Origin of the sequence: Chryseobacterium sp. 2VB (genome assembly GCF_005503635.1) — a bacterium.
GTDB classification, from domain to species: domain Bacteria; phylum Bacteroidota; class Bacteroidia; order Flavobacteriales; family Weeksellaceae; genus Chryseobacterium; species Chryseobacterium cupriresistens.
Genome location: NZ_SCNC01000023.1, coordinates 46,266 through 66,153, shown reverse-complemented (window position 1 = coordinate 66,153; position 19,888 = coordinate 46,266). Strand labels below are relative to the sequence as shown.

The following is a 19,888-nucleotide window of genomic DNA, read 5'->3' as shown; positions in this document are numbered from 1 at the left end:
TAAATGCTCATTTTTCATGATCAATGTCCGTAGTTATATTCGTATTTCTTCAGTACTTTTCCAGTTGCATCTTCTACTTTTTGCAATCTTCCTGCTGCATCATACTGGTAAACGGCACGAACTCCCGTAGGAGGGGTCATGGTTTTCATTCTGTTTAAAGAATCAAACAGATAGGTCGTGATCTGATAATTGCTCAGATTGGCATTGTTTCTGAAAGCATCAAGGGAATTCTGAAGATCCTGTTCAGAAATCACTGCCAAATCAGATTTACTGATGATATCAGTAACATACGGAGCGATCTGGCTGTATGCTGCTCCTTCTATTTTTGCAATTGGCTGTGTTTTGTTGTAGCCCCAAACCACAGACACTGTTATTCCGTCTTTAGTGGTATACTCTTCCAGGTTTCCCTTTGTATCATAACGGCTGAAAGTTACTTCGGAGGCCACAGAATTCTGAGAATCGTAAGAAACAGATGAAGAGGGATATTTGTTTCCCGGATTGTCATACTTGGTTTCTGCTCTTGACAGCAATTTTCCTGTATCCGAAGCATTTTTCTTTGCTATGGTGGTGATCTCCAATGGGAAGCCTACCATATTGGCATTAATGAGTTTTTGATTGTTTTTGTCTAAGGCATACTTATACGTAGTCTCCTGAATACTGCCGTCGAAGGAAGTATTCCTTTCCAGATTTGGTTTATTGTTATAGGAATTTCTGAAGACTTCATTGTTTGTTTCTGTCGTTCCGGTATCAAAATAATTTTTAGACGTTACTTTACTGTTCTTGATCCAGGTGGTTTTGAGATAAAAATTTCCAATAGTATAACTGGGTGCCACTAAATATGAAGGTCCGTTATATTCTTCAAATGTATAATCAAAAATATCTTCAGATAATTTCTGATTAGAACTGCTATACACTTCTTTTTTATCAATAAGCCCTCCTCTGGTAATATTAAAATTAGGCCATATACCGGAGCCTGAAGGTATAGGGTAAGAATCAGGAGCCTTAAAGTAATACCTTATATATCCGTTATTATTTCCCTGGGAAACTTTTATATTCTTGTAAATAAAAACGGGGCTGGCCGGATCCAAACCATTTAAAGACCCCCCTTCAACAAGATATCCACTGGAAGATCCTTGATTATCAAATCTATTATAATCATATTCTTCGATTGTTGCGGGAGTTACATTGAAAGTATTATCGGGTGTACTATTAAAATATTTAATAGTTTTAATCCTTGGTAACCCCGACTTTGGAATCCACTGGACGTCTATACTGGGTTCTCCTACTATTTTTGATAGGCTAATAACTGCAGGAGGATCAAATGTTATGTTACTGCAGCCTATATCATTGCAATATAAATCAAGATAATATTCACCAGGATCAAATATTCTTTTCTGAACATACTCGAAATTAGTGTTTGGATCTACCGGTACTCCAATACTATGGGAGATTGCATATGAACTTCCATTCTTTTTCCAGAACTGTGCAGCCCATGAGTAGGATGCAAGATCCCCAATACCTGTAGCATCTATTTCCACAGTCTTGGTTTCAGTAAGGGTAAAGGCGTATTTCCTTACTCCATTTGCCTTGGTAAAAGCTATATCTGCTAAAGCTTCCTTGGGTGCGGGTATTTGTATCTCTTTTCCGTTATAAGCGTAGGGTATCATCTCAAAATCATATCTGATAACCCCTCCTGTAGGTAATTTTACTTTCGTGAGCATCACATACTCATCACCTTCTTCATAGCCGGTACCCAAGTAATCAAAACCGTAATTTTCAATTATTTTCGCATTCTGGTCAACCTGACTGAATGAAGCTAATGTTCTATAATTCACCATAGGATTGCTGACAGAAATATATGAATATTTGAATACGTATTTTTTTATAAAAGCATTATTTGCTGTTTTAAGAATAATATTATTGATGGAGAATATATCCTGATTTTTATTCTCATTTTCGTTCTCATTTTTGTCATAATTTAATTCTATAATTCCATGTCCTTTTACTTCGATACGGGTTAGTTTATTAGTTTCTGTACTGGCAACCTGATTGACTCCGGGTGGATATTTTAAATCCCTTAAATAGGTATATTTTACCAGTTCCTGCCCGTTTTCATCAAGAATTGAAGATAGATAAAAAGTACTTCTGTACTTTCTGTCTCCATGTCTGGGATTATCTTTAGGATCATTATAATAGAGCCATACATGCATCATGCTTATATCATAATCCTTAAAAACATATTTAATTCCTGACTCATTTGTTATCGTAAAGGAGTCTAAAATAAGAGTAGCCTGATTAGCTGATCTTTGATATTCAATTTTAGATGTAAAAGGAGTAAGTTTTACAACCTGAAAAGTATTATTCAGCGTATCTCTTATAAACCTGAATTTCCCAGATTCTCCAGGAATATTAAAATTATAAATATCATCAAATTCGTTTTTGTGATAATAAATATAACTAGTGTCATCAAGCACTTCATCAAAATCATTAAGTATTTCCCTTGAAACAACTCCTGCTCCCAGAATCATCCATCCTTTACCTACATCACTTACGCCATCTCTGCTTGAAGTATTAGCGGCATGATAACTAATTCCCAAATTTATATTTACCGATTTGTTTCCTGTTTCAACATTAATTAACGGATACGATATATCGGGTATTCCTGTCTGTACAGAAACAGGAACTCTGTTGTAAGTAGACAAACCAGCCACAGAAGGGGCTGGCCGGACAATTTCAGTATTCTGACTTTGCTGCTGACCATTATATAAAGTAAATCCCAGCATATAAATCAATAATAAAAATATTTTCTTCATAATTATTAGTTTTATTTTTTAATCAATTTAGCATTCGCCGTTTTATTCGTATCAGTTTTTATCGTCACCAGATAAGCTCCCTGCACAAGTGCCTGGGTATTCATCTTAGTCACTTTATTCTTGGTTTTAATACTCTGAAGTTGTCTCCCTGACATATCGTAGAGTAAAATCTCTGCATCTTTGAAATCGAAACCGATTTCCACATAAGCATAATCAGAGACAGGATTCGGATAGATCTTGATATCATATTTTTCAATCAGCTGATCAACCTGCTTGTCTCCCAATTTCACAATCTTCCAGTTTTCTTTACCCAATTCTTCAGCACTGGTTCCGGCCAGAACAATAGAACCGTCTCTGTTCAGCTTTAAATCAGAAAGCCTTTCTTCCTTCTTTCTGGATTCACCTTTCACATGTTTTCTCCACTGTTCATTTCCGTCTTGGTCAAGATAAAGCATCCAGAAGGTTTCGTCATCGGTTTCTACTCTTCCTTCTGCCTGCGTATAGCCACCCAATAAAATTCCTTTGGATGATTTATCATCTGCTGAATGAAGAACGCTCATACTCATCAGAATATCCCGGTTCTTGAAATTGTAAGATTTCTGCCACTGTTCATCGCCTCTTTCATTTAAAGAAATCAGCCAAAGGTCTGTTCCTTCTTCCAATCCAACAGTTTTATTCCCTGATCTTTCTGATCTGGATTCTCCGCCGATAATAAAACCATTTGAAGTTAATGCCAGCGTTCTGATATGATCATCTCCTTTGCCTCCAAAGTTCTTTTCCCATTCAATTTTTCCATTTTTGTCCAACTTGACAATCCAGTAGTCGCCTTCACCGAAATTGTCGCTCTGCTTTGAGGTTGCAGATAACAGGTTATAGGTTGCAGGTTCATCAGTCGAAGTATTAGTGTTGATCTTTGATTGCTGATTATTCGTTTTAACAGATGAACTTCTCGAATAAATTCCTAATAAAGCTCCTCCGTCTCTAGTTGGAATCATCTTCTCTACTTCGTCTAAACCTTTTCCACCTAAGATCAATTGGGAAAGTTCTTTTCCGTCTTTGTCTAATCGGGTGATTAAAACATCTTTAGAACCATAGCCTTTTGATGAGTTTTGGACATTCCCTGCCACAAAAAATCCTAAGTCTGTAGTTTGAATTACCGCTCTGGCTTCTTCATCAGAAGAACTTCCAAGAGTTTTTTGCCATAGTTCATCACCAAATTCATTGATTCTGATCAGCCAAAAATCTGAACCTCCTTTGGAATCCTCTTTTTTATCCAATCCTTTTCCAGAATAAGAAGTTCCTGCCAAAAGAAATCCGCCATCCTGTGTCGTCACTGTAGCAGACAGATAATCATGGTTTTGTCCTGAGAAATATTTCTCCCAAACTTCTTGTCCCTGCTGGTTCAGTTTTACCAGATGGAAATCATAGCCTTTGTTTTGCTTTTGGCTGCTGGCTGCTGGCGATTGGCTTTTAGACTGTATAGAGCTTCCTGTGATCAGATACTGCTGATCGATTGTTGTGGTAACCTGGCTTAGAAAATCCTGGGTAGAGGATTGTATGTCTTTCTGCCACACCACTTCCTGCGCAGATGCGCCCAATGCTGTGCATAGAATGAATGCACTGAGAGAGATTTTTTTCATTCCTGTGTTTATTTTAAGTTAACATTGTTATTATGATAGATCATGGTTAGATCCGGTTCTTTTTAATCCTTATCCGTTCCTGAGAATCAGATCCCTTTACAGGATAAAGAATATTTCAAATATAATATTCTTTGGATGCAAAATTAGTGTATTTCACATGCATAAAAATCTATCTGAATTTGTACATACGAATTTGATTTTTAAATATTTAGAAATAATTGAAGAATATACACCGAATGGATGTAATCGAATAAAAATTTCATAGTTATTGTTTTTTAGCTATAATGGACCTGTTTATAAAAACCTGGCAAATTTAACATTTTTTAACATGATTATGTGAATATTGCTTTAACTTAATACAAAAATATTCTCTTGAAGCGACAGAACATGTCGTATTAAAAATCCATTTTCACCACGGCAAAAAAATATAGTATTGAAACATGACTGTGTGATAAAAGTATCAATACATTGAAAATTGCAATATTTCCGGCATGAATTAACAGGTCGCTCCTCCGGAGCTTTATGGGTTACGGGGCTTCATTTTTTTATTAACAGCAGATCCCGATGGGACCAGATTAATCTCCACTGGAAGCTAACAGTTAACAGGACATATTTGTTTTAAAATTATAACACCGAAGTAGCGACCTGCTAATTATGCGTTACATTGAGATGCTGAAAAAATGAAATCCAGCAAAAAGATGCAGCAATAGAAGCTCTGAAAAAGAATTGAAGAGTTAGGGAAATAGTAAATCCTTCGACAGCCTCAGGATGACATCGCTAATACTAATAGTTTGATGAGAAATCGGGTTTATAACTGGCTGAATTAGCCTATTAATTCTTTAGCCTGTGCCAGCGCTGCTTCCGTAATTTTGCTTCCGGAAAGCAACTGGGCAATCTCGTTCAGTTTTTCTTCACTGCTTAATGGAATAATAGTAGATTGTGTTCTGCCGGAAATATCTTGTTTTACTACTTTATAATTATCGTTTCCTTTAGCAGCAACCTGTGCAAGATGGGAAATAACAATCAATTGCATGTCTTCAGACATTTCGCGCATCAGATTTCCGATCTCTTCGGCTACTTTTCCTGAAACTCCTGTGTCTATTTCGTCAAGAATCAAGGTTGGAAGTTCATCGCTTTCTGCAATAATCTTCTTTACGGCAAGCATTACTCTTGATCTTTCTCCTCCGGAAATGGCCGTTTGGATCGGCTTTAAAGGGAAACCTGAATTGGCCTGAAACAACAGCTGGATATTTTCTTTTCCAAACGGGTTGAATTCATCTGCATCGTGTAATTCTATATCCACTTTTGCCTTTTCGAGACCTAGCTTTTTAAGAAGTTCTTCTGCTTTTTTGATGAAAACAGGAACATTCTTGTGTCTGTTCTTTGAAAGTTTTGCAGCAAGGCTTTGAAGTGTTTTTTCTTTTTGAGAGATATTTTCTTCTGTGTCTTCAATCTGTAATTCCAGATCCGAAGCTCCTCTCTGGTCTCCGGCCAGCTGATTTCTGATCTCAATCAGTTCATTAAGATCTGAAACATTATGTTTAAGGAATAAGGCATTGATTTTATTATTAAGATCGGTAAGGTAGATCAGGTTTTCAGGATTAATTTCCACTCTTTCCGCTTCATGTTCCAGTTCGGAAATGATGTCTTTAAGCTCTACAAAAGTGGTTTCCAGTCTTTCATCAAGCTCTGCGAAACTCGTAGAAACTTCGGAAATTTTTGACAGTTTGTTGGTCGCTTCGTTAAAGAATGACAGAATTCCTATTTCCTCCTGATGAAATCTGGATAAGATCTGGCCTACATTTTCAGAGATCATTCCCGCATTTTCCTGAATGGAAAGCTGGTTCTGAACATCTTCAAAATCAACATCATCAAGCTTAAGCTCTTCCAGTTCGTTGAGCAAAAATTCTTTATAATCGCTTTCTTTATTTGATTCCGAAAGTTGGGTCTTTAATTTTTTCAACAACAATTTCAGCGTTTGAAACTCAGAAAATTCCTGCTGATACTCTTCAATGATTTTTTTATTTTCAGAAAGCCCGTCGATAATTTTAAACTGGTATTCTGAAGTAAAAAGATTGGATGTTTCAAATTGGGAATGGATATCGATCAGTTGTGAGGAAAGCTCTCTAAGAATATCCAGCGTTACAGGCACATCGTTGATAAATGCCCGCGATTTCCCTGAAGGAAGTATTTCTCTTCGGATAATAGTCTGAAGTTCGTAGTCCAGGTCGTTCTCTATAAAGAATTTCTTAAACTGATTGTTAAGAGAAAACTCAGTTTCCACCACACTTTTTTCTTCAGCTTTGGCAATTGATTTTACATCTGCTCTTTCACCTAAAATAAGCCTGAGAGCACCTAAGATGATCGATTTACCCGCCCCCGTTTCTCCGGTAATGACCTGTAAACCATTCTTCAATGATACTTCAAGAGTATCAATCAGGGCAAAGTTTTTAATGTAAATTCTCGAAAGCATTGATAATCCGGGTTATAATCCAATTTGAGTTTGAACTGTAAAAATAAGTTTTTTTTCCATTCTTCTCCGATTAAATTAAAGCATAATTAACAGGCAGTGGTTGTTAGTGAAGGAACAAAATGTTTTTTGCTGACTCTTGAATAATCAACCGTCCATCTTCAATTTATCCACCAATTTTTAGACCTTCCATTTATTCCACTTATTATCTATATTCTTCGGTGAGAGGATGATCATTGTTTGTTTAAGATCATTAAGAATCAGCCCTCCATTATTCCCGGAATTGAAAATATTGAAAATTTCATCGCTTTTGGTGTCCATGAAAAGATTAAAGAAGAATGCCTGCTGGAAGTTATTCTCATACATTTTTAATTGCATCAGTGCATCGAAAATGACTTTTTTCCCGGCAGTCTGATCCTGGTTGAAAAGATTATCCAATCCTGCTCTGTGATAGGTATAAATAGTGGAACGTAGCTGATTCCAGTTAGGGTTCATAATTTCGTTGATCAAAATAGAACGGCTTCTTGGCTCATTGATAGTATTCCAGCCTTCATAGTTCCTGTTTTGTGAATTCTGTGCAATCTGCTGCGCTTTCGCATACCATTGTGATCCTCCCATAGACTGGAAGCTATCTGCATCCAGACCCAAAACAACATAAATATAGAAGCTGATCACATCCGTAAGATTCTTGCCGGAGAACTGTCTCTCATTAAAAATAAGACTCTCATTCTCAATATATTCAAAAGCAAATCTCTGATCCTGAAGATTAATTAATGGTGATTCGTAGGTTGTATTGTACACAGGTCTTACTGCCTGAATAACAATCGTTCCTTTGAATTTATTCACATCTCTTTCCGAAATAACAATAGAAAAAGCACATTTTATTTTTTCAAAATTCTGAAGTCTTTTACCGGTCCAGCTGGTGTTATTGATAAAATCCCTGAGACTTTTCTCCAATGCTTTATAGGCCTGCTGGTTACTTCCTCCCAGTTGATTGGCGTTTACCTGCACCGTTGCCAGCAGCTCCTGAGAAAAACTTTGGGTGTATAGAAAAAACAGAAAAAATAAACTTATAATTTTTTTCATTGTCTATTAAAAATTGAGAACGGAAATTTATTAAAATTATTTTAAAAGTTGAGTCTCAACAAAATTGAGAATATCTTTCGCTACATCATCCTTGGATTTCAGATTGAATTCCTTCTTCTCTGTTCTGGTAAATATTTTGATTTTATTGGTATCATTTTTAAAACCGGCTCCTTCATCACGCAGAGAGTTCAGAACAATCATATCCAGGTTTTTCTTTTCAAGTTTTCCTTTGGCATTTTCTTCTTCATTTTGCGTTTCCAAGGCAAATCCTACCAAAAACTGATGGGTTTTCTTTTCACCCATTGTTTTAAGAATATCGGGATTCTTAACCAGCTCTATCGTCAGGTTTTCATCGTTTTTCTTGATTTTCTCCTTAGCCACCTCTTTGGGAGCATAGTCTGCTACTGCAGCACTGGCAATTCCGATGTCTATTCTATCATAAAATTCAAATACTTTGGCCAGCATCTCTTTTGCTGAAGTCACTTTATGAACTTCAACATTCGGATCGTTGAGGGTTTGCGCGCTTGGCCCTGAAATCAGGATTACTTTTGCTCCTCTTTTTGAAGCTTCTTCTGCCAGAGAAAATCCCATTTTACCGGATGAATGGTTTCCGATGAATCTTACAGGATCTATCGCTTCATAGGTAGGTCCTGCAGTAATTAAAACCGTTTTTCCTTCAAGGCTTCGGGATTGGATATCCGAATTAAAATAATGTTCAACAGCATTAAAAATTGTTGCCGGCTCTGCCATTCTTCCCTGCCCGATCAGTCCACTGGCAAGCTCTCCGTTTTCCGCCGGAATAATAATATGTCCGAAGCTTTCCGCCTGCTCCAGATTTTTTTGGGTAGAAGGGTGTGCATACATATCAAGGTCCATTGCAGGCGCAATGAATACCGGACATTTTGCAGACATATAGGTTGCAATAACGAGATTATCACACATCCCGTGAACCATTTTAGACAGCGTATTGGCCGTACATGGGGCAACAATCATAACATCCGCCCACAGAGCCATTTCCACATGGCTGTTCCATGTTCCGTTATCACTGTAAAAATCCGAATACACCGGTTTTTTGGATAATGTAGACAGACTTAGTTTCGTCACAAAGTTTTCTGTATCAGGAGTCATAATAACCTGTACTTCGGCACCTTTTTTCACAAAATCCCTGATCAGAAAGTGGATTTTATATGCCGCAATTCCTCCGGAGACAGCGATAAGTATTTTTTTACCGGAAACACTCATTAAGTTCTAATTTTTGGAAACACTAAAGTACTTATTTTTTCCCACACAATGAGGTTTTAAAACAACAAAGGTCATAAAAGAAGTGAATTCCTTTATGACCTTGATTTATTAAAACACAGAAGATTACTTTCTTTCTTCTGTTTTTCTGAAATAAACATCTCCGTTTAACCATTCTTCAATAGCAATTGAAGTTGGCTTTGGAAGCTTTTCGTAATGTTTAGAGATCTCAATTTGTTCTCTGTTTTCGAAAACCTCTTCTAATGTAGAATTGTGAACGGCAAATTCATCCAGTTTGTTGTGAAGCTCCGTACGGATCTCCGCATTGATCTGCTCTGCTCTCTTTCCCATGATAACAATAGCTTCATAGATTGAACCTACTTTATCTTCAATCTTATCTTTATCGTAAGTAATTGTATTTACTTCTGCTTTTGTATCTTTTACACTCATTTTGAGAAAATTATTTTTATTTTAAGATGGCAAATTTACGAATTATCTTTGAATTTTGAAAGTCGCTGCCGGCGGAGGTGTTTTAAGTGCTGCACTGTCCCTCTGTAACTGCATTGCTTTCTTTTCATTGCTGATCTGATCTTTGATCTGCTGGTCAGCTTTATCCTTATCAGCCAGTTTTTCAGCTTCTTTTTTCTGTCTTGCCGTTAAAGCCGCCATTCTGGCTTCAGTTTGTTTTTTAACAACTGCGAAGTTTTGTTTTTCTTTTTCCAGTTTTTCTCTAAGATCTGTTGCAGTTTTAGAATATTCTGTATTAGGAAGCTCTTTCTCTACAAGCTTTGTATACGTAAGCGCGCTCTCAATACGTTCATCTTTAAGATTATAAACAGATTTCATCGCCAGTTCATAACGTGCTTTCATGATATAATCGTAAATTTTTGAACGAAGCTTTGTACTTGGAAAATCTTCCAGCACATTATCAAATGCTACGTTTGCTGCTTTATACTCACCCATTTTGTAGTATTGTCTTGCATTTTCATAAGCTTTAAATTCCAGCTTATAAGACAATTCATCAATTAACTGGCTGATATTCTTAGATCTTTCAGAGTTGGGATAATTGTTCAGGAATTCCTGAAGCTCATTAATGGCCAATTCTGTACTCGACTGATCCAGGTTATAGTCCATAGAACCTTCATAGTAGCATAAAGCAGACATATATGCTGCTTCTTCTGCTCTCGGGTCTTTTGGAAAACTTACTGCAAAATTCTTAAACTGGTGTCCTGCCAGCTTATAACTTTTGTCGTAATAGTTGGCATAAGCTGTATTGAAACCTACGTTAGGAAAATCATCTGTTCCCGCCACAAGATTGGCAAGCCTGTCGTAAAGAGCCAATGCATTTTTCCATTTTTTCTTGGCAAAATTTTCATTAGCTGCCTTTAAGATAAATTCTTTATCAGCACTTCTCATTGCTCTCTCCTGCTGACTTACACAAGATGTAATCACCGCTACAGCAAAAAGACCTAAAATATATTTTTTCATATATAAAATTCAACAGTTTTCGGATTATACAGCCGATTTACTAATTTGCAAAAATATAACTTTTTTGCCAATAGATTTTTTTTTATGAATATTTAACGTAATTTTAGTCTGCAGCGTATCCCAAAATTGCAAAAACACTTAATAAAAGATTCATTCTCACCTTTTTCTCAGCTTCTTTGGCATAGGTTTCCTCATTTTTGCTCGGAACATAGAGCTCATAGAAATTTTTATTCCTGATGACAAATAAAGTGGATCCGATGATCATGGTAAGAATATCTTCAGGTTTGGGTGTAAAAGTAAAAACACCTGATGCAACACCTTTCTTAATGACTTCATCCAGTTTTTTCACGAATAGCTGATAGAAATCCAGCAGTTCATCTTTAAGATTCTCCGTATGACGAAGCTCCTGGGTTACAAAACCATGGAAATAATTATACTTGAAAAGCTGAGAAACGATGTACTTGATCATTTCCCGCAGCTGCATTTCAGGTTTACCTTCCTTGATGGTATCCGCAAATTCTGAAAAATTCTCTCTTGTTTTCAATACTCTGTACTGATAGAGATAAGACATCATTTTCTCTTTAGAACCGAAGTAATAAGAGATCATGGCGACGTTGATATTCGCTTTAGAACAAATATCTCTTACAGAAGTTCCCTCATATCCTTTCTTCGCGATAAGCTCTTCTGCAATATCCAGTATGTGAATCTGTTTTTCTGTAAATTTTTTTTTCATGAAGTGTACTTTGAGTAAAGTTAAGAAATTTTTAACACATTTATAAACGATCGTTTAATAATTTTAGATTAAATCTGAAATTGCTTACTTTTGAATATGGATTTTTTTGATTTTCATCATCATAAGAAATATATCAGAAACGGAATTTACAATCTGAACATAGAACAAATTCCTCCTGATTCTCCTTATTCTATCGGAATTCATCCCCAGGATATTGATGTTACCCATCTCGAACAACAGTTTTCATGGATGGAAGACACGATGTTTCAAAACTGTTTTGCTATCGGTGAATGTGGTTTGGATTCTTTGGTTTCTATTGATCAGAAAATCCAGGAAGAAGTTTTTTTAAGACAGATAAAGATGGCCAATGAAGTCGAAAAACCTTTGATCATTCATTGTGTCAGAAAATTTTATGAGGTCATTTCTTTGGGGAAGAAGGCCGAACAGCCCATGATCATTCATGGTTTTAATAAAAAACGTCAAATTGCAGAAGATCTTCTTGCCAATAATTTTTACCTGAGTTTTGGAAAAGCTGTTTTGTATAATTTATCTTTGCAGGATATTGTGAAAAACACTCCATTAAACAAATTCTTTTTAGAAACTGACAATGAAGACTTTAATATCGGAGAATTATACCTTAAAGTTTCGGAAATAAAAGAAATTTCTCTGGAGCAACTTAATGAACAAATTTTAGAAAATTTACATACAATAAAAAATGGATAAATACTGGCTGGAAAGGACTGAACTTTTGATAAAGGAAGATGGATTGGATAAGCTCATCAAGGCCAATGTGCTTGTGGTAGGCTTAGGAGGAGTAGGTTCTTTTGCCGCAGAATTTCTTGCCAGGGCCGGCGTAGGAAATATGACCATAGTGGATGGAGACACCGTAGATATTACAAATATCAACAGACAGCTTCCTGCCTTACATTCTACTGTTGGCAAACATAAAGTAGAGGTTGTAGCTGAAAGGCTGCTTGATATCAATCCACAACTTAATTTAATCAGGATCAATGAGTTTCTGAATCCTGAGAGAATGGATGAAATCCTTGATTCCGGAAAGTTTGATTATGTACTTGACTGTATTGACAGTGTAACGCCAAAAATCTGTTTAATAAAAGCTGCCAGAAGAAGAAAGATCAAGATTGTAAGTTCTATGGGAGCCGGAGGAAAAACAGACCCGAGCATGGTGATGGTAAGGGATATCAGTAAAACCCACAACTGTTTCCTTGCAAAGCAGGTAAGAAAAAGGCTTAAGAAAGAAAAAATCAATAAAGGAATCAGATGTGTGTTCTCCAATGAAATTCAAAAGGAGGAAAGCTTAAAAATGACTGACGGAAGCAATTTCAAAAAATCATTCTATGGCACCATTAGCTTTATTCCTGCAATTTTCGGATTGTATGCAGCCGCTGAAGTGATTAATCATTTAGTGAAAAAGATGAAAGATTAATGCAGAACTTCAAATATCCAAGAGCGGAAAAGCTCAAAAAAAACACGGAAATCAGTTTGCTTTTTGAGAAAGGCAAATGGAGAACGAGTGGAAATCTAAGGATCATTGTTCTGAAAGATAAACCTAACCTTCCGGTAGAAGCTGCAAGATTCGGAGTTTCTGTTTCAAAAAGATACTTTAAAAGAGCTGTGCACAGGAATCGCATCAAGAGGCTGCTGAGAGCATGTTACCGCCTGAATAAAGATCTTTTCAGGCAGGCCTTTGGAGAAAAATCTATGGCAATGCTGTTTTGGGTTTCTTCTGAGATGCCACCGAAATTCCAGGATGTGGAGGCACAGTTTATCAAGCTTTGTGAAGCTCAGAAAAAGTAATCATCTATTCCCATGAAATAATATAGAACTGTGAGGCATTTTCTTACAGTTCTTTTTTATTTCCCACAGATCGCACAGATTGTCACAGATAAGTATGAATAAAATATTTTTAACTCTACGCTAAATCACGAATTGCAAAGCTCGAGACTCGGATCACGTATCACTCACCCCAAACTCAGACATTAACATTACTTCAAATATCATATAGTTTTTGTATTTTTAGGGAAAACAATAAATCTGAAAATTAATATGTTAGACAATGTTCCCTATTTTTCTTATATAATCAGTGCTTTTATCGGTATTGGACTGGCGGCAGCTACAGGCTTCCGGGTATTCCTTCCCATGTTTGTTGTAAGTCTTGCTTCTTATTTTAACTGGATTCCGATGAATGAGCATTTTGAATGGCTTGCTGGTCTCCCTACGCTTATTACAACAGGAATAGCTACTGTTATTGAGATCCTCGCTTACTACATCCCTTTTGTTGATCATTTACTGGATACTGTTTCCATACCTATGGCAACTGTTGCTGGTTCCATATTATTTGCCAGTCAGTTTGCTGAACTTGGAACTTTTCCACAATGGGCACTGGCATTGATTGCCGGAGGAGGTACCGCTGCTACGATCAGCTCCGGATTTGCAGGAATAAGGGCTGCTTCTACTGCTACTACCGGAGGTTTGGGAAATTCCATGGTCGGCACAACGGAGACGGCAGGTGCCGGTATAATGTCTGTTCTTGCGATGGCAGCACCGGTTATCGCCGCAATACTTGCCATTATTACATTAATTATTGTTCTCGTATTCGGACGAAAGGCCTGGAAAAAAATAAGAAGCAGTAAAAGTACTTCTCAGAAATTATAAAATAAAAAGGTACTGTTTTTATCAGTACCTTTTTATTTTTTAGTTTTTACTTCTGAAGTCCTTGATATCCTGAATTTTGGATTCAAAATATTCTTTTTTCTCAGGATTCTTTTTGATTAATATTTCAAACGCTTTTATTGCCTTTGTGTAGAGTTTCTGTTCGAAATAAAGATTAGCTAATGTCTCCGTCATCAAATGCGAGATATCATCGTTCTTTTCTTTTACGACATAGGTACTTTCTTCCTTTAGCTGACTGATTCTGGGATTGTTCTCAATAAAGGTTTCAATAGCCTTTTCTTTGATTTCGGCTTTGTCCTTTACTGTTTCTTCTGTTCTGTCAATCTTAAGCCAGCTCTGCCATGTATTGATAAAACCCGGAACATTACTGTCTATTGATGATTGAGTGGTATTTTTCATAGTAACCTCCTGTACTTTTTCTACAGGTTCCTGTTTCTTTTCTTCAACCTTAAGGGTAGAAATATCGGTTCCAAAGAAAGAAACATTCATTACAGGAACATCTTCATTTACTGTTTCTGTTTCCGTTTTTTCTTCCTGAGCTGATTCAACCGGAGCAGAATGATCTTTTTCAACTTCAGAATTTTCTGCTATTGGTAAAGCTTCTTCCTGAGCAGTTTCTTCAATAATTTCATTTGTCTCACCTGATTTTGACTCCACGGTAGTCACTTCCGGCTCTGCAACAGTTGCAGCTTCTGTTTCCTGAGTTTTAATTTCAGGGGTTGATGCTTTTTCTGCTTTACTGATCAATGAATCGGGTAAATGAGATTCCACACTCATTGGCTTCCATGCAGTCTGCACTTCAGGTGTTTCCTGTAATTCTTCTTCTGCAATTTCTGATGTAACATCCTCGACAACAGACGGTTGGTTTTCAACAATTTCTACCTTTACAGGCTCTTCTTTTATTTCTTCAGGCCTTTCTTCACTGGTTGACCAGAAATGGAAACTTTGGGTATCAGCGAAGCTAATTTCATGATCTTCAGAAGCTTCCGGCTCGACTTTTTCTTCCTGAACAACAGGCTTAGCCTCCTTCATTTTCTTTTCAACTTCCTCAATAAGGCGTCTCATCTCTTCCTCATGTTTATTTACATTGGATTGAGATACTTCAGCTATTTCAGAAATCTCCTCGTTGTTGGCCTGGATTTTAACTTCCGGCATAAAAGATTCTGTTCCATGGAAGCTTACTTCCGCACCAGACAATTCCGCTGAAGGCGCTTCTTCATTACCATTTTCTTCTTCTTTTTCAAGAGAAATCTGATCTTCATCAATGATGGTTTCAGGTGTAAAGTTTTCTCCGGCGTTCTCTTCTGCTACAACTTGTATTTCTTCTTGCTGAACAGGTTCTTCCTCAGAAACAGTTTCCGTTTCATGTGCTGTTGATTCAGCTTTTACAGGTTCTTCTGCTACTGCCTCTTCAATATGTACTTCCGGCGCCAAAGAGGCTACTTCATGGAAGCTGACATTTTCTTCTTCCTCAATCTTTTCTTCCTCTTTTTCTGAAGAAATCTGCTCTTCGTGAATGATGGTTTCCGGTGTAAAGTTCTCTCCTCCATTTTCATCACTCTGAGCTAGTATTGATGCTGCTTCCTCTTGAACCGGTTCTTCAACTACAGTATCTGTCTTTTGTGTTACCAGAGTACCTGATTCAAGGGTAGATTCAATATCTATGGTCTCAGAATTTACTTCATCCAGGAAGTTTTCCTCTCCTTCAAATAAAATTCTGTTTCGTTCACCTTTTACATAAATAGGCTTCGCTTCCTGTGAGGTTGGTAATACACAAGTGTTTTCCTTTTCTTCCGATGGTTTTTCCAAAGAAATATCCTCTTCTCTTTTAATAGGGAAAGATTTTGCCTTTGGAGCTAATTGAGCAGGCTTTTCGATTGTTGCAGAAGGTTTCTTCTCTTCAACAATTTCCGGTTTGGGCTCTTGTTTGATCTTCCCGTTAATCAACTGATACAGAATTTTCTTATCAGTAGTATACGCAGCTGTTGTAGAAAGCTCTTTCTGATAGTTTTCTTTTTCGTACAGATGCACGCCATACAGGTGAAGTGCCCTGATATTCTGAATATAAGGAAAAGCGTGAATCTCTTCTTTCAAAAGACCAAGGTCTTCAGACTGAATATTTTTCGGATTTTTTATTAATTCTAAAACTCTCGGATTCATCTTACCAGTTCGCTACAATGTCGTTAAATATCTTGTTAATAATTCTATCTGTTACCAGTTTTACCTGCTGGTCTTCGATCTGACTTAAGGATACATCACTGTTGAAAGCGGCTTCATCAGAATACGTTCTGTCAAAACTTGCATCCGGATGGATTTTATTTTCATAATGTACCTTTACCGTAATCGTAAGTTTATTCTGTGCCTGTTGAATCACTCCACCAGAAGGGTTGGTCTGGGTATTGGAACTGATGGTGGTAGGCGTAATGGAATAGTCTGTAATTTCTCCTTCAATCAGGATATCCGGGTTTTCTTTCGTTCCCTTCAAAGTTGTTCTTTGAAGGAATCTGTTTTGTATTGCTGTAGAAAACTGTTGTGATAATGCAGGATTTACCAGCGGTGCATTATTGGGAAATTCATTGATCTGAACTGTTTTCTCATCTGTAAGAGACGATCCCGTAAAGCTGTAGCATGAATTTAAAACTCCCAGCAACGCAAAGAGCATTCCCGTGAATAATGATTGTTTCAGGCTTATATTTTTAATTTTAAAATCCATCTTTAAATCCGATTTCCGTAATTTCATCATACTCAATTTGTTGAATAGCATCTTCATAAGCAAAATAATTTGCTGTATATAAGAATGGTAAGGTAATAAAAATTCCTATCCCGCAGGCAATAATACCAATCTGAGCCAAAATACTTACTACCACTGAGAAAAGGAAGATTGACAATAGATTACCTTTGGTCATTATTTTTGAAATAGCCCAGGCTTCTTTTACTTCCCTGATGCCTTTAAGACTGATTAATGGTATGATATAAAAACCTTTTAATACAAAGTAATATATCGCGCCAATCAATAAAAACATATAGGGAAACACAAAAAATGCTACCATTGGATTAGGCTCATTACCCTCAGATAATGCACCTGATATTCCCAGCACAGCAAATAAAGGAATGTAAAGCAGTAAAACACCTCCGAAAACAATTAACTGCAGCATAAAATAAGGCATAAAATCTTTAAAATCAAAGATATCTCCGGGACTTGCCGGCTGGTTTCTGTTCAGTCTTTGAAGGTATTTGTATAAATTACCCATCGCTAATAATCCGCAGAACGGAATAATCGACATGATAAAGCACACTAAAAATGCTACAAAAATATTTCCGAAATCTTTCTTTAAAAGTTCGAAACCTTTATTAATATATTCTCCGAGTTTAAAATTGATCGGCTTAGGTGTTAAATTGACTTTCATTATTTATGTTGTGCTAATCTTCCAGGTTATATTGTTTTATTTTTCTGTATAAAGTTCTTTGTGAGATTCCCAGTTCATCTGCAGCTCTGTTTCTACGTCCCTTATGCTTCTCCAAAGCCTTGATAATCAAATCTTTTTCATTATTCTGAAGAGAAAGTGATTCCGGTCTGTTTTCTTCAATTTCGATATCTTCAATATCTTCATAGCTGTCATCAGGGTTTGAAATAATCGTAGGAGTCTGAACGGCCGGTGTATCATTATTATTTTCAAAATATAACATCGACCCGGAATTCACTTGTGACTGACTATCAGAAGTGTAAATTCTGTTGATCAGGTTTTTCTCATGATTGCTCAGATCTGCTGTACCTCTGTTCTTGATCAGTTCCGAAGTTAAGGATTTTAAATCATTAATATCGTTCCTCATATCGAACAGGATTTTATACATAATTTCCCTTTCGCTTCCGAAATCGTTTTGCTTGGGAGTACTTTGAGTATTTACGACCATTGGGAGATGGGTTTCCATCGGAATATACTCGGCAAGTTTTTCTGCAGTGATATTTCTGTTTCTTTCCACAACAGTCATCTGCTCTACTAAGTTTCTTAGCTGGCGGACGTTCCCCGGGAAAGAATAACTTTCTATATAGTGAACAGCACTCTGCTCCAGCTCCAGCTCCGGCATTCTGTATTTTTCAGCAAAATCTATTGCAAATTTTCTGAATAACAAATGGATATCTCCTTTTCTTTCTCTCAAAGGCGGCATATCAATCTGAACGGTATTCAAACGGTAATACAAATCCTCACGGAACCTTCCGTCATGGATGGCTTTCATCATATTAACGTTGGTAGCGGCCACAATTCTCACATTGGTTTTCTGTACCTGTGAAGAACCTACTTTCATAAATTCACCACTTTCCAGCACTCTTAAAAGACGTACCTGAGTCTGCAGGGGAAGTTCTCCTACCTCATCCAAAAAGATGGTTCCGCCGTCTGCCACTTCAAAATATCCTTTTCTTGTAGCTGTAGCTCCTGTAAAAGCTCCTTTTTCGTGCCCGAATAGCTCAGAGTCTATGGTTCCTTCCGGAATGGCTCCACAGTTTACCACGATATAAGGCTGATGTTTTCTTCTGGATTCTGAATGAATGATTTTCGGAATAAATTCTTTTCCCACCCCACTTTCTCCAATCACAAGTACAGAGATATCTGTGGGTGCAACCTGGATAGATTTTTCCAGGGCACGATTGAGTGCAGGAAAGTTTCCGATAATTCCGAAACGGTTTTTTATGTTTTGTAGCTCGTTGCTCATAAGTAAATTTTTGATTATTGATTGAATGTTAATCTTCTACAGCACTTCAACCTGTTGTGTGTAGACCTTGTTAAATTGATGAGTGTAGACAGCTTTCATGGTCTTTTCTTCATCATACGTTTGCAGGGCTAACATGTTTAAATCCAAATAATCTTTGTTTCTGATCTTAGAAACTTTACTTTTAAAGTATGTATTCTCAGCAAAGTCGTACCCTTTGCTTTGTTTTTCAAAATTTTCCAGGGCTTTGTCATATCTTCCCAGCTCAAGATAGGTAACACCCAGCTGATAATGATCAAACATTCCCTTCGCATAACCTCTGGCAGCCAGAAGCCTTTCTATAATCCCAGCCGCTTTTTCTTTCTGTCCTGAAGCACTGTAGGATATCGCTCTTACTACATCTGCATTATAGTCTCCGTTTTGAGACCTTCCTAAGCCTCCGGGCTTATATTTTTTTAAACCTTCTAAATCCTGAATTGCACTTCTATAGCCTCTCAGAAACTGAAACTTTGTCCAGCCTCTGTAACCAGGGTGCATCCCGGGATCTAAGGCAACGGCTTTATCAATTAAAATCTTCCAGGTTACAAAATCTCCGTTTTTAAGATATGGAACGGCTTTTTCCATATAAGCATGGGAAAAATCCGGACACAATTCAACGGCTTTATTAAAACCTTCCTGAGATTCTGCGAAACTTTGTAAATCTGAAGCCCAGTTGTATAACTCACACGCTTTTTTGCAGTTCTCACCCTCTACTGCATTACAGTTGACCTGTGCAATAGTATTGGTGTAAACGATAAGTAACAAAAAGCTAAGGTAATACCTCTGAAACTTTTCCATTTTCAATTTTATAGGTTAAATCCTGATAATCATCTACTTTTAAACCTTTTATCTCTCCCGGCATCCAGCCCTCGAGTGATTTTGTAAACTGCGTAACAATTTACTAAAAATCTTACGGTAATATACCCGTTGATTTTTTCAGAATATATATTTTTCTTTTAAGTTTTTCAGGGATAGCATC

17 protein-coding genes are annotated in these 19,888 nt (G+C 36.9%); 4 read left to right on the top strand and 13 right to left on the bottom strand.

The window, feature by feature from the left end; translation table 11 throughout:
* Positions 1 to 20: 20 nt before the first annotated feature.
* The 8 genes from FFS26_RS17955 to FFS26_RS17920 all read right to left on the bottom strand — a co-directional run bounded on the left by FFS26_RS17955 (position 21) and on the right by FFS26_RS17920 (position 11,469).
* Complete coding sequence (locus FFS26_RS17955; RefSeq protein WP_137905713.1) at positions 21 to 2,813, bottom strand: RHS repeat protein; 2,793 nt, start codon at positions 2,811 to 2,813, stop codon at positions 21 to 23.
* An 11-nt stretch (positions 2,814 to 2,824) separates the two neighbouring features.
* Positions 2,825 to 4,453: a T9SS type A sorting domain-containing protein gene (locus FFS26_RS17950; protein ID WP_137905712.1), complete on the bottom strand. Its 1,629-nt coding sequence runs from the start codon at positions 4,451 to 4,453 to the stop codon at positions 2,825 to 2,827.
* 823 nt (positions 4,454 to 5,276) lie between these two features.
* Positions 5,277 to 6,926 (bottom strand): DNA repair protein RecN, encoded by a 1,650-nt coding sequence (locus FFS26_RS17945; protein WP_110011527.1) that lies wholly within the window; start codon positions 6,924 to 6,926, stop codon positions 5,277 to 5,279.
* 177 nt (positions 6,927 to 7,103) lie between these two features.
* On the bottom strand, positions 7,104 to 8,009 hold the full coding sequence (locus FFS26_RS17940) for a DUF4835 family protein (protein ID WP_137905711.1): 906 nt from the start codon (positions 8,007 to 8,009) through the stop codon (positions 7,104 to 7,106).
* A 36-nt stretch (positions 8,010 to 8,045) separates the two neighbouring features.
* Positions 8,046 to 9,251: a bifunctional phosphopantothenoylcysteine decarboxylase/phosphopantothenate--cysteine ligase CoaBC gene (gene coaBC, locus FFS26_RS17935; RefSeq protein WP_137905710.1), complete on the bottom strand. Its 1,206-nt coding sequence runs from the start codon at positions 9,249 to 9,251 to the stop codon at positions 8,046 to 8,048.
* A gap of 123 nt (positions 9,252 to 9,374) precedes the next feature.
* Complete coding sequence (locus FFS26_RS17930; RefSeq protein WP_029298198.1) at positions 9,375 to 9,698, bottom strand: DNA-directed RNA polymerase subunit omega; 324 nt, start codon at positions 9,696 to 9,698, stop codon at positions 9,375 to 9,377.
* A 42-nt stretch (positions 9,699 to 9,740) separates the two neighbouring features.
* Complete coding sequence (locus FFS26_RS17925) at positions 9,741 to 10,736, bottom strand: outer membrane protein assembly factor BamD (protein WP_110011530.1); 996 nt, start codon at positions 10,734 to 10,736, stop codon at positions 9,741 to 9,743.
* 103 nt (positions 10,737 to 10,839) lie between these two features.
* Positions 10,840 to 11,469 (bottom strand): TetR/AcrR family transcriptional regulator, encoded by a 630-nt coding sequence (locus FFS26_RS17920; RefSeq protein ID WP_034692722.1) that lies wholly within the window; start codon positions 11,467 to 11,469, stop codon positions 10,840 to 10,842.
* A gap of 96 nt (positions 11,470 to 11,565) precedes the next feature.
* On the opposite strand from FFS26_RS17920, the gene FFS26_RS17915 reads away from it, so the two are divergent.
* The 4 genes from FFS26_RS17915 (at position 11,566) to FFS26_RS17900 (ending at position 14,145) form a co-directional block, all read left to right on the top strand.
* Entirely contained in the window at positions 11,566 to 12,192 is a 627-nt protein-coding gene (locus tag FFS26_RS17915) for a TatD family hydrolase (protein WP_110011531.1), read from the top strand.
* Complete coding sequence (locus FFS26_RS17910; RefSeq protein ID WP_110011532.1) at positions 12,185 to 12,916, top strand: ThiF family adenylyltransferase; 732 nt, start codon at positions 12,185 to 12,187, stop codon at positions 12,914 to 12,916. The genes FFS26_RS17915 and FFS26_RS17910 overlap by 8 nt, the downstream gene beginning before the upstream one ends.
* Positions 12,916 to 13,287, top strand: coding sequence for a ribonuclease P protein component (gene rnpA / locus FFS26_RS17905; RefSeq protein ID WP_110011533.1), 372 nt, complete (start codon positions 12,916 to 12,918; stop codon positions 13,285 to 13,287). Before FFS26_RS17910 ends, rnpA begins: the two co-directional genes overlap by 1 nt.
* A gap of 249 nt (positions 13,288 to 13,536) precedes the next feature.
* The gene (locus FFS26_RS17900; protein WP_110011534.1) at positions 13,537 to 14,145 is read left to right on the top strand and encodes a DUF4126 domain-containing protein; all 609 of its coding nucleotides are present in this window, start codon (positions 13,537 to 13,539) and stop codon (positions 14,143 to 14,145) included.
* A gap of 39 nt (positions 14,146 to 14,184) precedes the next feature.
* Here the strand turns inward: FFS26_RS17900 and FFS26_RS17895 are convergent, their stop codons facing one another.
* From FFS26_RS17895 to FFS26_RS17875, 5 genes are read right to left on the bottom strand one after another with little or no spacing between them, the layout of a single operon-like run.
* On the bottom strand, positions 14,185 to 16,323 hold the full coding sequence (locus FFS26_RS17895; RefSeq protein WP_137905709.1) for a hypothetical protein: 2,139 nt from the start codon (positions 16,321 to 16,323) through the stop codon (positions 14,185 to 14,187).
* Position 16,324: 1 nt separating this feature from the next.
* A complete protein-coding gene (locus FFS26_RS17890; protein ID WP_110011536.1) occupies positions 16,325 to 16,876 on the bottom strand; it encodes an LptE family protein in 552 nt (183 codons plus the stop codon).
* Positions 16,866 to 17,570, bottom strand: a complete 705-nt coding sequence (locus FFS26_RS17885; RefSeq protein ID WP_110011537.1) for a hypothetical protein — start codon at positions 17,568 to 17,570, stop codon at positions 16,866 to 16,868. The genes FFS26_RS17890 and FFS26_RS17885 overlap by 11 nt, the downstream gene beginning before the upstream one ends.
* A gap of 13 nt (positions 17,571 to 17,583) precedes the next feature.
* A complete protein-coding gene (locus FFS26_RS17880; protein ID WP_110011538.1) occupies positions 17,584 to 18,873 on the bottom strand; it encodes a sigma-54 interaction domain-containing protein in 1,290 nt (429 codons plus the stop codon).
* A 36-nt stretch (positions 18,874 to 18,909) separates the two neighbouring features.
* Entirely contained in the window at positions 18,910 to 19,707 is a 798-nt protein-coding gene (locus FFS26_RS17875) for a tetratricopeptide repeat protein (protein WP_110011539.1), read from the bottom strand.
* Positions 19,708 to 19,888: the final 181 nt, after the last annotated feature.

Excerpts from the sequence above, each read along its gene's own strand:
- FFS26_RS17920 (WP_034692722.1), bottom strand. The coding sequence starts at position 11,469 with ATGAAAAAAAAATTTACAGAAAAACAGATTCACATACTGGATATTGCA.
- FFS26_RS17890 (WP_110011536.1), bottom strand. The coding sequence starts at position 16,876 with ATGGATTTTAAAATTAAAAATATAAGCCTGAAACAATCATTATTCACG.
- FFS26_RS17940 (WP_137905711.1), bottom strand. The coding sequence starts at position 8,009 with ATGAAAAAAATTATAAGTTTATTTTTTCTGTTTTTTCTATACACCCAA.
- FFS26_RS17915 (WP_110011531.1), top strand. The coding sequence starts at position 11,566 with ATGGATTTTTTTGATTTTCATCATCATAAGAAATATATCAGAAACGGA.
- FFS26_RS17885 (WP_110011537.1), bottom strand. The coding sequence starts at position 17,570 with ATGAAAGTCAATTTAACACCTAAGCCGATCAATTTTAAACTCGGAGAA.
- coaBC (WP_137905710.1), bottom strand. The coding sequence starts at position 9,251 with ATGAGTGTTTCCGGTAAAAAAATACTTATCGCTGTCTCCGGAGGAATT.
- FFS26_RS17955 (WP_137905713.1), bottom strand. The coding sequence starts at position 2,813 with ATGAAGAAAATATTTTTATTATTGATTTATATGCTGGGATTTACTTTA.
- FFS26_RS17880 (WP_110011538.1), bottom strand. The coding sequence starts at position 18,873 with ATGAGCAACGAGCTACAAAACATAAAAAACCGTTTCGGAATTATCGGA.
- FFS26_RS17910 (WP_110011532.1), top strand. The coding sequence starts at position 12,185 with ATGGATAAATACTGGCTGGAAAGGACTGAACTTTTGATAAAGGAAGAT.
- FFS26_RS17950 (WP_137905712.1), bottom strand. The coding sequence starts at position 4,453 with ATGAAAAAAATCTCTCTCAGTGCATTCATTCTATGCACAGCATTGGGC.
- FFS26_RS17930 (WP_029298198.1), bottom strand. The coding sequence starts at position 9,698 with ATGAGTGTAAAAGATACAAAAGCAGAAGTAAATACAATTACTTACGAT.
- FFS26_RS17900 (WP_110011534.1), top strand. The coding sequence starts at position 13,537 with ATGTTAGACAATGTTCCCTATTTTTCTTATATAATCAGTGCTTTTATC.
- FFS26_RS17925 (WP_110011530.1), bottom strand. The coding sequence starts at position 10,736 with ATGAAAAAATATATTTTAGGTCTTTTTGCTGTAGCGGTGATTACATCT.
- FFS26_RS17875 (WP_110011539.1), bottom strand. The coding sequence starts at position 19,707 with ATGGAAAAGTTTCAGAGGTATTACCTTAGCTTTTTGTTACTTATCGTT.
- rnpA (WP_110011533.1), top strand. The coding sequence starts at position 12,916 with ATGCAGAACTTCAAATATCCAAGAGCGGAAAAGCTCAAAAAAAACACG.
- FFS26_RS17895 (WP_137905709.1), bottom strand. The coding sequence starts at position 16,323 with ATGAATCCGAGAGTTTTAGAATTAATAAAAAATCCGAAAAATATTCAG.
- FFS26_RS17945 (WP_110011527.1), bottom strand. The coding sequence starts at position 6,926 with ATGCTTTCGAGAATTTACATTAAAAACTTTGCCCTGATTGATACTCTT.